This is a genomic window from Pseudomonas sp. NUPR-002 (assembly GCF_056322725.1).
Genome location: NZ_CM150476.1, coordinates 833,289 through 848,192 on the forward strand (window position 1 = coordinate 833,289; position 14,904 = coordinate 848,192).

Annotated in this window: 14 protein-coding genes; 10 read left to right on the forward strand and 4 right to left on the reverse strand. The window is 58.9% G+C overall.

The window, feature by feature from the left end; genetic code table 11:
- Positions 1 to 27: 27 nt before the first annotated feature.
- On the reverse strand, positions 28 to 1,695 hold the full coding sequence (locus tag ACVWSC_RS03900) for a lactate permease LctP family transporter (RefSeq protein ID WP_442112133.1): 1,668 nt from the start codon (positions 1,693 to 1,695) through the stop codon (positions 28 to 30).
- 253 nt (positions 1,696 to 1,948) lie between these two features.
- Here ACVWSC_RS03900 and ACVWSC_RS03905 point away from each other — a divergent pair, with 253 nt between their 5' ends.
- Positions 1,949 to 2,716, forward strand: coding sequence for a GntR family transcriptional regulator (locus ACVWSC_RS03905; RefSeq protein WP_442112134.1), 768 nt, complete (start codon positions 1,949 to 1,951; stop codon positions 2,714 to 2,716).
- Between the two features lie 71 nt (positions 2,717 to 2,787).
- On the opposite strand, the gene smpB is transcribed toward ACVWSC_RS03905, so the two are convergent.
- Positions 2,788 to 3,270: an SsrA-binding protein SmpB gene (gene smpB, locus ACVWSC_RS03910; protein ID WP_028944546.1), complete on the reverse strand. Its 483-nt coding sequence runs from the start codon at positions 3,268 to 3,270 to the stop codon at positions 2,788 to 2,790.
- 117 nt (positions 3,271 to 3,387) lie between these two features.
- Here smpB and ACVWSC_RS03915 point away from each other — a divergent pair, with 117 nt between their 5' ends.
- The 3 genes from ACVWSC_RS03915 to ACVWSC_RS03925 are packed head-to-tail and all read left to right on the forward strand — an operon-like array spanning position 3,388 to position 5,543.
- Positions 3,388 to 4,791: a sodium-dependent transporter gene (locus tag ACVWSC_RS03915; RefSeq protein WP_442112135.1), complete on the forward strand. Its 1,404-nt coding sequence runs from the start codon at positions 3,388 to 3,390 to the stop codon at positions 4,789 to 4,791.
- 7 nt (positions 4,792 to 4,798) lie between these two features.
- Positions 4,799 to 5,233: a type II toxin-antitoxin system RatA family toxin gene (locus tag ACVWSC_RS03920; RefSeq protein ID WP_442112136.1), complete on the forward strand. Its 435-nt coding sequence runs from the start codon at positions 4,799 to 4,801 to the stop codon at positions 5,231 to 5,233.
- The gene (locus tag ACVWSC_RS03925) at positions 5,226 to 5,543 is read left to right on the forward strand and encodes an RnfH family protein (protein WP_442112137.1); all 318 of its coding nucleotides are present in this window, start codon (positions 5,226 to 5,228) and stop codon (positions 5,541 to 5,543) included. Before ACVWSC_RS03920 ends, ACVWSC_RS03925 begins: the two co-directional genes overlap by 8 nt.
- Before the next feature lie 141 nt (positions 5,544 to 5,684).
- Here the strand turns inward: ACVWSC_RS03925 and ACVWSC_RS03930 are convergent, their stop codons facing one another.
- A complete protein-coding gene (locus tag ACVWSC_RS03930; RefSeq protein ID WP_442112138.1) occupies positions 5,685 to 6,221 on the reverse strand; it encodes an outer membrane protein assembly factor BamE in 537 nt (178 codons plus the stop codon).
- 97 nt (positions 6,222 to 6,318) lie between these two features.
- Here ACVWSC_RS03930 and fur point away from each other — a divergent pair, with 97 nt between their 5' ends.
- A complete protein-coding gene (fur, locus tag ACVWSC_RS03935) occupies positions 6,319 to 6,723 on the forward strand; it encodes a ferric iron uptake transcriptional regulator (protein ID WP_110701757.1) in 405 nt (134 codons plus the stop codon).
- Between the two features lie 66 nt (positions 6,724 to 6,789).
- Here the strand turns inward: fur and recN are convergent, their stop codons facing one another.
- The gene (gene recN / locus ACVWSC_RS03940; RefSeq protein WP_442112139.1) at positions 6,790 to 8,463 is read right to left on the reverse strand and encodes a DNA repair protein RecN; all 1,674 of its coding nucleotides are present in this window, start codon (positions 8,461 to 8,463) and stop codon (positions 6,790 to 6,792) included.
- Positions 8,464 to 8,694: 231 nt separating this feature from the next.
- Here recN and grpE point away from each other — a divergent pair, with 231 nt between their 5' ends.
- The 5 genes from grpE (at position 8,695) to carA (ending at position 14,846) form a co-directional block, all read left to right on the forward strand.
- The gene (gene grpE / locus ACVWSC_RS03945) at positions 8,695 to 9,249 is read left to right on the forward strand and encodes a nucleotide exchange factor GrpE (protein WP_442112140.1); all 555 of its coding nucleotides are present in this window, start codon (positions 8,695 to 8,697) and stop codon (positions 9,247 to 9,249) included.
- Between the two features lie 101 nt (positions 9,250 to 9,350).
- Positions 9,351 to 11,267: a molecular chaperone DnaK gene (gene dnaK / locus ACVWSC_RS03950; RefSeq protein ID WP_442112141.1), complete on the forward strand. Its 1,917-nt coding sequence runs from the start codon at positions 9,351 to 9,353 to the stop codon at positions 11,265 to 11,267.
- Positions 11,268 to 11,470: 203 nt separating this feature from the next.
- Positions 11,471 to 12,595 (forward strand): molecular chaperone DnaJ, encoded by a 1,125-nt coding sequence (gene dnaJ / locus ACVWSC_RS03955; protein WP_442112142.1) that lies wholly within the window; start codon positions 11,471 to 11,473, stop codon positions 12,593 to 12,595.
- Between the two features lie 13 nt (positions 12,596 to 12,608).
- Entirely contained in the window at positions 12,609 to 13,412 is an 804-nt protein-coding gene (dapB, locus tag ACVWSC_RS03960; RefSeq protein ID WP_442112143.1) for a 4-hydroxy-tetrahydrodipicolinate reductase, read from the forward strand.
- A 297-nt stretch (positions 13,413 to 13,709) separates the two neighbouring features.
- Positions 13,710 to 14,846 (forward strand): glutamine-hydrolyzing carbamoyl-phosphate synthase small subunit, encoded by a 1,137-nt coding sequence (gene carA / locus ACVWSC_RS03965; RefSeq protein ID WP_442112144.1) that lies wholly within the window; start codon positions 13,710 to 13,712, stop codon positions 14,844 to 14,846.
- The last annotated feature ends 58 nt before the right edge of the window (positions 14,847 to 14,904 follow it).

A 14,904-nucleotide genomic window follows, 5' to 3' on the forward strand; every position in this document is an offset into this window, starting at 1 on the left:
GCTCATTCGCGCCCGGCCTCAGTCACTTTAGTGAACCAGCATGCCAGTCAGCCAATAAGCCTGAACCAGAGTGATCAGGCCGACGATGGTGGCGAAGAACAGGCTGTGTTTGAGGGTGAAGCGGAACAGGTCCGATTCTTTGCCGACCAGGCCGGTGGCCGCGCAGGCTACCGCGATCGATTGTGGCGAAATCATTTTGCCGGTCACGCCGCCGCTGGTGTTGGCGGCAACCAGCAAGGTGTCGTTGACGCCGATCTGATGCGCGGTGGTGGCTTGCAGTGAGCTGAACAGGGCGTTCGACGAGGTGTCGGAGCCGGTCAGGAACACGCCCAGCCAGCCGAGGAACGGCGAGAAGAACGGGAACGCCGCGCCAGTGCCAGCCAGTACCAGGGCCATGGTCGAAGACATGCCCGAGTAGTTGGTGACGAAGGCGAAAGCCAGGACCATGCCGATCGACAGAATCGGCCAGCGCAGTTCAACGAAGGTCTCTTTCAAAGTGGTCAGACCAGTTTTGAAATTAATCTTCAGGACCAACATCGAGATCAGCGCCGAGAAAAAGATTGCGGTACCGGTGGCGGAAATCGGGTCGAGTTTGAATACCGCAGGCATTGCCGTCGCATTGGTAACGATTGGCGCCGTTTTGATCACCAGTTGATCAAGGTGCGGGATGGCAAAGTTGAACACCCAGCTGTACATCGAGCCGCCAGCCGCGAAGGCTGCTTTGAACGGCTTCAAGGTCCAGATGGTGACTAGTACGGTGAGGATCAGGAACGGCGACCATGCCTTGAAGATTTCACCGAAGCTGTACGGCGAAGGCTGGCTGCCACCGGCATTGACCACTGCGGCGCCGACGCTGCCGGTTGCGGTGGTGAACGAACGCTTGGGCTGCCAGACCTTGAGGAACAGGGTCAGCGAAATCAGGCTGGCCAGTGCCGAGGTGATGTCTGGCAGTTCAGGGCCGATGAAGTTCGAGGTGAAGTACTGGGTCACCGCGAAGCTCAGGCCGGCAACCAGGGCGGCAGGCCAGGTTTCTTTGACGCCACGCAGGCCGTCCATCATGAACACCAGCCAGAACGGTACGAACAGCGACAGCAGTGGCAGCTGGCGGCCGGTCATGGCACCGATGTGGAAAGCGTCGATACCGGTAACCTGACCGGCAACAATGATCGGGATGCCCAGGGCGCCGAAGGCCACCGGGGCGGTGTTGGCGATCAGGCACAGACCGGCTGCGTACAGCGGGTTGAAGCCCAGGCCTACCAGCAGGGCGGCAGTAATCGCCACTGGTGCGCCGAAACCTGCTGCACCTTCCAGGAAGGCACCGAAGCAGAAACCGATCAGCAGCACCTGCAGGCGTTGGTCATCGGTGATCGACAGTACAGAGCTGCGGATCACTTCGAACTGGCCACTCTTGACCGTCAGTTTGTAGAGGAACACCGCGGCAACGATGATCCAGGCGATCGGCCACAGGCCGTAGGCAAAACCGTAACCGGCGGCGGCAAACGCCATGTCGGCAGGCATCTGGAAGGCGAAGATCGCGACCAGAATCGACAAGCCAAGGGTGATGCTACCGGCGACGTGTCCTTTCAAACGGAACACGGCCAAGGCAAGGAAGAAAAATACGATCGGGATGACTGCCGCGAGTGCGGACAGACCAAGACTACCAAGCGGGCTGTAGAGCTGTTGCCAGGTTTGCATATGGGGTGGCCCCTAATTGTTGTTGGTCAGCACTGGCATTGGATAATTGGTAAGACCAATTTACAATGACGAGGCGCTAGGTTAAAAGCCTCGTTGTGGGTGTGTCAATTTGTCCCAAGAAAACTTTTGTCGGATGGGCGTAGGAACAAGGGCCTGAGCGGCACGGAAAGTTGCGATCTGATGGGTGTCGTCAGCGTGCGGATAGGCCAGAATAGACAGCCCCGAACGCACTCGGGATTGTGGAGAGCATGTGATGGTTTTTGATCAGGTCCGCCAACGCCGTTTGTCCGACGATATTGTCGAGCGGCTTGAGGGGATGATTCTTGAAGGCACCCTGAGTGCCGGTCAGCGCCTGCCTGCCGAACGGACGCTGGCCGAACAGTTCGGGGTGTCGCGGCCATCGCTGCGCGAAGCGATCCAGAAGCTGGTTGCCAAGGGCTTGCTCGTCAGCCGCCAAGGCGGGGGTAACTATGTGGCGGATTCACTGGGGTCGACCTTCAGTGACCCCCTGTTGAAATTGCTCGAAGGCAGCCCCGAAGCGCAGCGCGATTTGCTGGAATTCCGGCATACCCTGGAAGCATCGTGTGCCTATTACGCGGCGATCCGCGCAACCGAACCTGACCGCCTGCGGCTCAAGGCGGCGTTCGATACCTTGCAGGATTGCTACACCCGCCACGACGAAGTCAGCCGGGCGGAAGAGGGCGTTGCCGATGCCAGTTTTCATCTGGCGATTGCTGAGGCCAGCCACAATGCGGTGTTGCTGCATACCATCCGCGGCTTGTTCGACCTGCTCAAGCGCAACGTGGTGACCAACATCGGTGGCATGTACAAGCAGCGCGCAGAAACCCGCGACATGCTGATCAGTCAGCACCGTGACCTGTACTTGGCGATTGTCGAAGGGCGTGCCGAAGATGCACGCGAAGTGTCCAGCCGACACATTCTGTATGTGCAGGAAGTGCTTGATGAAGTGCGTGAGGAAGTGCAGCGCACCGCGCGTGCCGAGCGGCGTAGTGGGCGTTGAGTAAGTGCGCAATCGCGGGGCAAGCCCGCTCCTACAGCCGGTAGGAGCGGGCTTGCACCGCGATCAAGGAATCAATCTTCCTTGCCTTTGTTCCGCACAGCCCGCTGCAATTCGCGATCAGAATCCCGCTCACGCTGAGTATCGCGCTTGTCGTATTCCTTCTTGCCCTTGCCGAGTGCGATCTCGCACTTGATCAGGTGCTTGCTCCAGTAAATCGACAAGGCTACGCAGGTGTAGCCCTTTTGCTGGACGGCCGCATGCAGGCGCTCCAGCTCACGACGATTGAGCAGCAGTTTGCGGGTGCGTGTCGGGTCGGCGATAACATGCGTACTGGCGGCTGTCAGTGGCGTGATATGGCTGCCCATCAGCCAGGCCTCGCCATCTTTGAGCACCACGTAGCTGTCCGTCAGATGCGCCTTGCCGGCACGCAGACTTTTTACTTCCCAACCGGACAGGACCAATCCGGCCTCGAACTTATGCTCGATGAAGTAATCGTGTCGCGCCTTTTTATTCTGCGCGATGGTCCCTGTCGGATGTTTCTTTTGTTTAGCCATAGGGGCGGCATTATAGGCAGTCGTTGCGCTGTCGGCTATGGGGTAGCAGTGCGCTTGAGCCTGTGAGTTGAATCCCGGACAATGCGCGCTCTTTTTTTTGCACAGTTGAGCGTGTTGATGTCGACGGACAAGGTTTCTGTCCATGGTGGCTGGGCCAGTCGCTGGGTATTCGTGCTGGCGGCAACCGGCGCTGCGGTGGGGTTGGGAAGTATCTGGAAGTTTCCCTACATGGTCGGCGTCTACGGTGGCGGTGCCTTTGTTCTGGTGTTTCTCGCCTGCATCGCCCTGATCGGTATTCCGGTGATGCTCGCCGAAACCTTGATCGGCCGCCGCACCCGGCAAAGCCCGGCCAACGCCCTGCGTGACCTGGCGGTAGAGGCTGGGCATTCACCGCGTTGGTCCTGGTGGGCATTCGCCGGGATGATCACCGCGCTGTTGATCCTGTCGTTCTATAGTGTGGTGGGCGGCTGGTCGTTCGACTACATCATCAATATGGGGCGCGGCGACTTCCAGGGTGTCACCGCGGATCAGGTCGGCGGCTATTTCAACGGTGTTATCAGTGACCCTTGGCGTCTGGTGCTGTGGCATAGCCTGTTCATGCTGCTGTCGGCGCTGGTGATCGCCCGGGGCGTGGTGGCCGGGCTGGAAAAGAGCCTGCGGATCATGATGCCGCTGCTGTTTTTGCTGCTGGTTATCCTGCTGGGGTATAGCCTGACTACCGGGCGCTTCATGCAGGGCCTGCATTTCATGTTCGATTTCGACACCTCGCGCCTGATGGATGGCCTGCTGCCCGCTATGGGGCATGCCTTCTTTTCCCTGAGTGTCGGGGTGGGCTCGCTGTTGATCTACGGCGCCTACATGCCCAAAGGCTCCTCCATCGGTGGCACCATTGTTGCCGTTGCCTTGCTTGATACCTTTGTATCGCTGCTGGCCGGCCTGGCGCTGTTTCCGATCGTATTTGCCGCTGGCTTGAACCCCAGCGAAGGGCCGGGGCTGATGTTTGTCGCCTTGCCATTTGCATTCGGTAATGTGGCCTTTGGCCAATTGATGGGCGTCGTATTCTTTGTTTTAGTGGCGGTAGCGGCCTGGAGTTCGGCGATTTCGCTGCTCGAACCCATGGTGGCTTACCTGGTGGAGCGCACCGGCGTTCGGCGTGGCTGGATTACCACCTGGCTGGCGTTCAGTTGCTGGCTGGTGGGGCTGGGAACGGTGTTTTCGTTCAACATCTGGCAGCAGGCGCGCTTCTTTGTGAGTGACGACAGTGGATTCCAGCTCTATCAATGGGGCGCAAGCGGTGGCTTGGATTTCTTTGGCGTCATCGACTTTTTCACTTCGCGGATCATGTTGCCGCTGGGTGGTTTGTGTTTTGTGATATTCGCTGGTTGGATCATGGGGCGTGAGGCCGTGCGCGATGAATTGGCGATGCGCAGCCCGCTGCTGTTTGCTCTTACCTTCTTCTTGATGCGCTACGTGGCGCCCCTCGGCATTCTGATTGTGTTTGCCGCTCAGCTTTGGAAGTGACACCTGGATGACTACCCATATTCAACGTTCGGCCCTGCTGCCCTATCCGGCGCAGGCGTTGTACGACCTGGTCAACGATGTTGCGAGCTATCCGGAGTTTCTGCCCTGGTGCTCCGCCAGCACCGTGCATGAGGCGAGCGACACGCTGATGCGCGCCACCTTGGAGGTGGCGAAAGGGGGCATGAGCCAGAAGTTTGTTACGCGCAATGTCTTGGTGCCGGGGCAGTCCATTGAGATGAACCTGGAAGAAGGGCCGTTCAACCAGCTGCACGGCTTGTGGATCTTCAAACCGTTGGGCGACAAAGCCTGCAAGATCAGCCTGGACCTGTCTTTCGACTATGCCGGGCCTCTGGTGCGGGCAACGCTCGGGCCGCTGTTCAACCAGGCTGCCAACACGCTGGTCGATGCCTTCTGCCAGCGAGCCAAGCAGATCAATGGCTGAGGCGTTGGTGCAGGTTGAGGTGGTTTATGCAACCGCTGAGCAGCAATGGTTGCTGACGCTTGAAGTGGCTCCTGGCACCACGTTGCGCGAGGCGGTGCGGATGTCAGGAATCGCCGAGCAGGTGGCGGGGTTGGATATAGAAGCCTGCCCGCTTGGTATCTTCGGTAAGGTCGTTGCTGAGAGTGCGCAACAGGTGGTTGCTGAAGGTGACCGTATCGAGCTGTACCGGCCTTTGCTGGTAGACCCCAAAGAAATACGCAAGCAGCGTGCGGCCAAGGTGGCCAGGGTGTTCAAGAAAGCCAAGCGTTAATGGTTGTGTGTAGGGGCGGGCTTGCCCCGCGAGGCGGTGTGACTGACAAACCGCAATCGCGGGGCAAGCCCGCTCCCACACACACAAAGACAAAGACAAAAAAGCCCGGAATATCCGGGCTTTTTTGTGCCTGCAGTGAGCTTACTGCGGCGAGGTTTCGATTGGCGCTGGAGTAGGTACCGGAATCGTTTCGATGGTATCGACTTCGCGCTGGATCTTCTCTTCCAGGGAGCCTGGCTTGGCCGGCTTCTCTTGGACCTGTTCGACCTGTTCGGTGGTTGCTGGTTGTGCCGGGCTGACGCTGGTGTCGCCACTGCCACCGAGGATTTCCTGGTCGCGGCTGACACCTGGCATGAAGTCGCCAGACAGGCTGACCAACTGATCATTTTCGTTGAAGAAAATGCTCATGCGTTCCTGCTGGCGCTCACCGCCACCAGGCTGCAGGCTATACAGGTAATCCCAGCGATTGGTGTGGAAGGTATCCTGGATCAGCGGGTTGCCCATGATAAACCGTACTTGCCGACGGGTCATTCCAGGGCGTAATTGGTCTATCATATCTTGCGTGACGACATTGCCCTGCTGGATGTCGATTTTGTAAACCCCGGGGAACGAGCAACCGGCGAGTGCGAGCAGTCCCACAAAGGTGAGGCTGGTTAGCAAGAGCTTGGTGTTTTGCATCGGTGGGCGACTTCCACTATCTTGGCTGGACAACGTAAACCCCGATCATACCCGTATTCAGAGAAGCTGCGAAGCAGCATCGGCGAGAAAGCTGACCATGGTTGAAAATAGCGAACTGCGCAAAGCCGGTCTCAAGGTGACACTGCCTCGAGTTAAAATTCTACAGATGCTCGACTCTACCGAGCAGCGTCACATGAGTGCTGAGGATGTCTACAAGGCGCTGATGGAGGCTGGCGAAGATGTTGGCCTGGCCACGGTTTACCGTGTTCTGACCCAGTTTGAAGCCGCTGGCCTGGTTGTGCGCCATAACTTCGACGGCGGTCACGCCGTGTTTGAACTGGCTGACGGTGGCCACCACGACCATATGGTCAACGTGGACTCTGGCGAGGTTATCGAGTTCTTCGACGTGGAAATTGAAAAACGTCAGAAAGAAATCGTTGCCGAGCACGGCTTCGAGCTGGTTGACCATAATCTGGTTTTGTACGTGCGCAAGAAAAAGTAAGCAAAAGTTTCTTGCTGCACAGCATCAAAGGCGACCCGAGGGTCGCCTTTGTGCTTTTTGCGGTCATCAGGCCTTGCTGGTGACCACCATCTTGCGGGCGTGAGCCAGCGATTCTTTGGTCAGGTCGATGCCGCCCAGCATTCGCGCCACTTCTTCAACGCGCTCACGCTTGCCCAGGCTGGCCACTGCGGTGTGCGTGGCGTCACTGTTACGCACCTTGTGGACAAACAGGTGGTGATGGCCTTGGGCCGCGACCTGCGGCAGGTGGGTGACGGTCAGTACCTGGCCGCGCTCACCCAGGCGGCGCAGCAACTGGCCGACGATCTCGGCGGTAGGGCCGCCGATACCGACGTCAACCTCATCGAATACCAGCGTTGGAATGCGTGAGGTCTGCGCGGTGATGACCTGAATGGCCAGGCTGATACGCGACAGCTCACCACCCGAGGCGACCTTGGCCAGGCCCTTGAGCGGTTGCCCGGGGTTGGCGCTGACCAGCAGTTCTACTTGTTCCAGGCCGTTAGGTGACAGCTCGTCGCTAGCGTTGGCATGCAATTCGATGTTGAAGCGGCCGCCCGGCATGCCCAGGCGCTGAATTTCCTGTTCAACGGCGGCAGACAGCTGGCTCGCCGCCTGGCCGCGCAGGGCGCTCAACTCACTGGCTTTGTCCTGATAATGGCGGGCGTAGGCAGCCAGCTCTTCGCCCAGGCGCTCGATGGACTCGTCATTGGCATTCAGGCCTTCAAGCTCGTCCATCAGGCGCTGCTGCAGGTTGGCAAGCTCGGTTGGGTGTACGCGATGCTTGCGGGCGAGGGTGTAGATAGTGTCGAGGCGCTCTTCCAGTTGCTGCAGGCGCGCCGGGTCGGCGTCGAAATGATCAAGGAAGCGGTTCAGTTCGCCCACTGCTTCTTCTACCTGAATCTGCGCGCTGGCAATCATGTTGGCCGCTTCGCCCAGGGCTTTGGGCGCATTCTGCACGGCGGTGAGGCGGTTGAGGCTGGCGGTCAGGGCATTGAGGACGTTGCCGGAGTCGCTTTCGCTGCAGTGGTCGATCACCTGACGGCAAATGCCGAACAGGGCCTCGGCGTTGGTCAGGTTCTTGTGTTCCTGCTCCAGTTGCTCCAGCTCGTTTTCGCCCAGGCCCAGGTTGTCGAGCTCTTCGAGCTGATAGCTGAGCAACTGATGCTGTGCGCGCTGCTCGTCGCCGGAATTGGACAGCCGTTCAAGCTCCAGGCGGGTTTGGCGCCAGCGCTGGGCGGCCAGCTGTACCTGGCGGGCCAGGTCGGTGGCACCGGCGTATTCGTCGAGCAGGCGCCGGTGGGTGTCGGATTTCAGTAACGATTGGTGTTCATGCTGGCTGTGGATATCGATCAGCAGTTCGCCGAGCGCCTTGAGGTCGCCAAGGGGGCAGGGGCTGCCGTTGATGTAGCCACGGCTGCGGCCTTCGGCGGTGATGACCCGGCGCAGGATGCACGGGCCGTCGTTGTCGAGGTCGCGCTCGGCCAGCCAGGTGCGGGCCTCGGGAATGTCGACAAGGTCGAAGGTGGCAAGAATATCGGCCTTGTCGGCGCCTGGGCGCACCACGCCGCTGTCTGCGCGATCCCCCAGGGTAAGCCCCAGGGCGTCGAGCATGATCGATTTACCGGCCCCGGTTTCACCGGTGATGACGCTCATCCCGCGGGCGAGTTCGAGGTCCAGGTGTTCGACGATGGCATAGTTGTGTACGGACAGGTGCACCAGCATTGGGGCGGCTCCCAGGCGTTAAGTCTGGTTATTTATACAGTGTTTTTTGATCGACTGACAATGCTCCGATTTAGTTCAATTTGGTTATCAGGGCGGCGTTCTGATTGCGATGAGTTATGAGCGGATGCGGACAAGCTGCGTTGCAGCCCTTGAACCTGGGTTTTGCGACCCCATATACCCGACCAGAAGCGCGAGTACGGCTCGCTGACACTATTCGAGAGGAGAGATTTTATGGCTGACGAACAGCTGGATGAACAGAATCTGAACGCCGAAGCCACTGGCGACCAAGACCTGAGCGCCCGCGTGCAGGTGCTCGAAGAGCAGCTGGCGGCGGCCCAGGATCAATCCCTGCGCACTGCAGCTGACCTGCAGAACGTGCGCCGTCGCGCCGAGCAGGATGTAGAAAAGGCACACAAGTTCGCCCTGGAAAAATTCGCTGGTGACCTGCTGCCGGTCATCGACAGCCTCGAGCGTGGTCTGGAACTGTCCAGCCCGGACGACGAGAGCATTCGCCCGATGCGTGAAGGCATCGAGCTGACCCTGAAAATGTTCCACGACACCCTCAAGCGCTACAACCTCGAGGCGATTGACCCGCACGGCGAACCGTTCAACGCCGAACACCATCAGGCCATGGCCATGCAGGAAAGCGCCGAGGTCGAGCCGAACAGCGTGCTCAAGGTGTTCCAGAAGGGCTATCAGCTCAACGGTCGCCTGCTGCGTCCGGCGATGGTCGTGGTCAGCAAGGCACCTGCAGCGGTTTCGCCGTCGATTGACGAGCAGGCTTGAAATCGTTTCGAGCGCCCCCATTTAGGTGTCAAGCATTCAAGTATTACCGCAGGTAGCCACCACTGCTGCGGCAACCAAATTCAAGTTTCGGGAGAGTTAACATGGGCAAAATCATCGGTATCGACCTGGGGACCACTAACTCCTGTGTCTCCATTCTGGAAAACGGCAACGTCAAAGTTATCGAAAACGCTGAAGGCGCGCGTACTACGCCGTCGATCATCGCTTACGCCAATGATGGCGAGATCCTGGTCGGTCAATCGGCCAAGCGTCAGGCTGTCACCAACCCGCACAACACCCTGTACGCGGTAAAACGTCTGATCGGTCGTCGCTTCGAAGAAGAAGTTGTGCAGAAAGACATCCAGATGGTTCCGTACAAAATCGTCAAGGCTGACAACAGCGACGCCTGGGTCGAAGTCAACGGCCAGAAAATGGCGCCGCCACAGATCTCTGCCGAGATCCTGAAAAAAATGAAGAAGACCGCCGAAGACTACCTCGGCGAGCCTGTCACCGAAGCGGTCATCACCGTTCCGGCCTACTTCAACGACAGCCAGCGTCAGGCCACCAAAGATGCCGGTCGCATCGCCGGTCTGGACGTAAAACGTATCATCAACGAACCAACCGCAGCCGCGCTGGCTTACGGTATGGACAAGGCTAAAGGCGATCACACCGTGATCGTTTATGACCTCGGTGGTGGTACCTTCGACGTTTCGGTTATCGAAATCGCTGAAGTGGATGGCGAGCACCAGTTCGAAGTACTGGCAACCAACGGTGACACCTTCCTCGGTGGTGAAGACTTTGACATTCGTCTGATCGACTACCTCGTCGACGAATTCAAGAAAGAAAGCGGCATGAACCTCAAAGGTGACCCGCTGGCCATGCAGCGTCTGAAAGAAGCTGCTGAAAAAGCCAAGATCGAGCTGTCCTCGAGCCAGCAGACCGACGTCAACCTGCCGTACATCACTGCAGATGCCACCGGTCCTAAGCACCTGAACGTGAAGATCTCCCGCGCCAAGCTGGAGTCGCTGGTAGAAGACCTGGTTCAACGTACCATCGAGCCATGCCGTATCGCCATGAAAGACGCTGGTATCGACGTCAGCAAGATCGACGACGTGATCCTGGTGGGCGGTCAGACCCGTATGCCGCTGGTGCAGAAAGCGGTTACCGACTTCTTCGGTAAAGAAGCTCGCAAGGACGTCAACCCTGACGAAGCTGTTGCCATGGGTGCTGCGATCCAGGGTGCGGTACTGGCCGGTGACGTGAAAGACGTACTGCTGCTGGACGTCAGCCCGCTGACCCTGGGTATCGAAACCATGGGCGGCGTGATGACTGCGTTGATCGAGAAGAACACCACTATCCCGACCAAAAAGTCGCAAGTGTTCTCGACTGCCGATGACAACCAGAGCGCTGTGACCATTCACGTGCTGCAAGGTGAGCGTAAGCAGGCTGCACAGAACAAGTCCCTGGGCAAGTTCGACCTGGCCGAGATTCCACCAGCACCACGTGGCGTGCCACAGATCGAAGTAACCTTCGACATCGACGCCAACGGCATCCTGCACGTAGGCGCCAAAGACAAGGCTACTGGCAAGACTCAGTCGATCGTGATCAAGGCCAACTCCGGCCTGTCTGATGAAGAAATTCAACAGATGATCCGTGACGCTGAAGCGAACTCGGAAGAAGACCGCAAGTTCGAAGAGCTGGCCGCTGCTCGTAACCAGGGTGATGCACTGGTTCACTCGACTCGCAAAATGGTCGCTGACGCTGGTGACAAGGTCACTGCTGAAGAGAAAGCTGCAATCGAGGCTGCTGTTGTTGCTCTGGAAGCCGCCATCAAAGGCGACGACAAGGCTGCAATCGATGCCAAGGTTGAAGAGCTGTCGAAAGTGTCGGCTCCAGTTGCTCAGAAGATGTACGCCGAGCAGCAGGCCGAACAGCCACAAGCTGGCGCGCAGCAGGCTGAAGAAGCCAAGCACGACGACGTCGTTGATGCTGAGTTCGAAGAAGTCAAAGACAACAAGTAATTGCTACAGGTTGTCGGCCAGCCAGCTGCTAGTTAGCAGTTGGCTGGTAGGATGTCGCCGCGCGGGGGCTTGCTCCCGCGTTGGCGTGTCTGGAATACCCGAAATTTTACAGCATCTGTCAGGGCCTTCTGGGCGGCAGGTGCTGGCGGCACGGCGCGGAATGCGCAGAGGTTTGCCGAACGTCCTCAAGAGTGCAAAGACTTATGGCAAAGCGTGACTATTACGAAGTTCTGGGAGTTGAACGCGGCTCCAGTGATGCGGATCTGAAGAAGGCCTATCGCCGTCTGGCGATGAAGCATCACCCGGACCGTAACCCTGATGACAAAGAGTCGGAAGAGAAATTCAAAGAAGCCAACGAGGCTTACGAAGTGCTCTCCGATGCCAGCAAGCGTGCAGCCTATGACCAGTATGGTCATGCGGGTGTCGACCCGAGCATGGGTGGCGGCGGTGCCGGCTTCGGTGGCGCGAACTTCTCCGACATTTTCGGCGATGTGTTCAGCGACTTCTTCGGCGGCGGCCGTGGTGGGTCGCGTGGTGGCGCCCAGCGTGGCAGCGACCTGCGTTACACCCTGGAGCTGAACCTGGAAGAAGCTGTGCGCGGTACCACGGTCAATATCCGTGTGCCGACGCTGGTCAACTGCGAGCCGTGCGATGGCTCCGGTGCCAAGAAAGGCTCGTCCCCTTCGACTTGCCCGACCTGCGGTGGTATCGGTCAGGTACGCATGCAGCAAGGCTTCTTCTCGGTTCAGCAGACCTGCCCGCGCTGCCACGGCCAAGGCAAGATCATCACTGATCCGTGCAACTCCTGCCACGGCGAAGGTCGTGTCGAAGAGTACAAGACCCTGTCGGTCAAAGTGCCGGCCGGTGTCGATACGGGCGACCGTATTCGCCTCTCTGGTGAGGGCGAGGCCGGCTCTCATGGTGGTCCGACCGGCGACTTGTACGTTGTGATCAATGTGCGTGAGCACGCGATCTTCCAGCGTGATGGCAAGCACCTGTACTGTGAAGTGCCTATCAGCTACACCGATGCAGCGCTGGGTGGCGAGCTGGAAGTGCCGACCCTCGATGGCCGGGTCAAGCTGAAGATTCCGGAAGGCACCCAGACCGGCAAGCAGTTCCGCTTGCGTGGTAAAGGTGTTGCTCCGGTTCGCGGTGGCGGTGCAGGCGATCTTATGTGTCGCGTTGCGGTCGAAACCCCGGTCAACCTCAGCCGGCGTCAGCGTGAGTTGCTCGAAGAGCTGCGTGACTCGCTGGGCGGTGACAGTTCCCACTCGCCCAAGGCCAATGGCTGGTTTGAAGGCGTAAAGCGCTTCTTCGGCGACTTGTAAGAAGGAATAGGGCATGCGACGTATAGCAGTAATGGGTGCGGCAGGGCGCATGGGTAAAACCCTGATCGAAGCTGTGCAGCAGACGCCAGGCGCTGGGCTGACGGCGGCGATCGATCGTCCGGACAGTTCGCTGGTCGGTGCTGATGCCGGTGAGCTGGCGGCGCTGGGGCGGATTGGTGTGCTGTTGTCCGATGATCTGGCCAAAGTGGCCGATGAATTCGATGTACTGATCGACTTCACTCACCCGTCGGTAACCCTGAAGAACCTGGCGTTCTGCCGCAAGGCGGGCAAGGCCATGATCATCGGCACCACCGGTTTCACGGTTGAGGAAAAGCAACTGCTGGCCGAGGCGGGCAAAGACATTCCGATCGTCTTTGCCGCCAACTTCAGCGTTGGTGTCAACCTGAGCCTGAAGCTGCTGGACATGGCTGCGCGTGTGCTCGGTGATGATGTTGATATTGAAATCATCGAGGCGCACCACCGACACAAGGTCGATGCACCATCGGGTACCGCGCTGCGCATGGGTGAAGTGGTTGCCAATGCGTTGGGGCGTGATCTGGAAGAAGTGGCGGTGTATGGCCGTGAAGGCCAGACCGGTGCTCGTGATCGCAAGACCATTGGCTTTGCCACGGTCCGTGCCGGTGACGTGGTGGGCGACCACACCGTGCTATTCGCCGCTGAAGGTGAACGCCTGGAAATCACCCACAAGGCTTCCAGTCGCATGACCTTTGCCAAGGGTGCCGTCCGTGCTGCCTTGTGGCTGGACGGGCGCGAGCCTGGCCTGTACGACATGCAGGACGTCCTCGACCTACGTTGATCTGCTGTCCCTAGTGGGAGCGGGCTTGCCCCGCGATTGCGGCTTTTCTGTTTCACCGTAATCGCGGGTCAAGCCCGCTCCTACAGTGCTCTTGCGCTCCTGCTGTCGCATTTCTGCGCCTTTCAGACACATCAGTGGTAGACCAAAAAAGCGTTTTTCTGTAAGCTACAGCTTTAGTGTGTCCACTAAAAGCGCGCAGATAATTCGACGAAGAAAGCGGGGTGACGTGTCTATACGTCATTCCGCTTTTTTGCAACCTGCGATCGCCCCTTCAGGCTTTATTTTTGGGAGGTCTTCTTGACTAAGCCAGCCATACTCGCCCTTGCCGATGGCAGCATTTTTCGCGGTGAGGCCATTGGAGCCGACGGTCAAACCGTTGGAGAGGTGGTGTTTAACACCGCAATGACCGGCTATCAGGAAATCCTGACTGACCCTTCTTATTCTCAGCAAATCGTTACCCTGACCTACCCGCACATCGGCAACACCGGCACCACGCCGGAAGACGCCGAGTCCGACCGCGTCTGGTCGGCCGGTCTGGTGATTCGCGATCTGCCATTGATCGCGAGCAACTGGCGCAACAAGCAGTCGCTGCCTGATTACCTCAAAGCCAACAATGTTGTAGCGATCGCCGGTATCGATACGCGTCGCCTGACGCGCATCCTGCGTGAGAAGGGCGCGCAGAATGGCTGCATTCTGGCTGGCGACAACATCACTGAAGAAGCCGCAATCGCTGCCGCTCGCGGTTTCCCGGGCCTGAAGGGCATGGACCTGGCGAAAGTCGTCAGCACCAAGTCCAGCTACGAATGGCGCTCCAGCGTCTGGGAGCTGAAAACCGACAGCCACGCGACGATCGATGCCGCCGAGCTGCCGTACCACGTGGTCGCTTACGATTTCGGCGTCAAGCTGAACATCCTGCGCATGCTGGTTGCCCGTGGTTGCCGCCTGACCGTGGTGCCTGCGCAAACCCCGGCCAGCGAAGTCCTGGCACTCAACCCTGATGGTGTGTTCCTGTCCAACGGCCCTGGCGATCCGGAGCCTTGCGACTACGCAATCCAGGCGATCAAGGACATCCTCGAAACAGAAATTCCGGTGTTCGGTATCTGCCTGGGTCACCAGCTGCTGGCCCTGGCCTCTGGTGCCAAGACCGTGAAAATGGGTCATGGTCACCATGGCGCTAACCACCCGGTCCAGGATCTGGACACCGGCGTGGTCATGATCACCAGCCAGAACCACGGTTTCGCGGTCGACGAGGCCACCTTGCCGAGCAACGTGCGCGCCATTCACAAGTCGCTGTTCGACGGTACCCTGCAAGGTATCGAGCGCACCGACAAGAGCGCGTTCAGCTTCCAGGGTCACCCTGAGGCAAGCCCAGGCCCGACTGACGTCGCGCCACTGTTCGACCGTTTCATCGATGCCATGGCCAAGCGCCGCTGAGCATCTGGCGAGAAGGCCCTGAACCGGTGCAAGCCGCGTTCAGGTGCTGTCCCAAGAT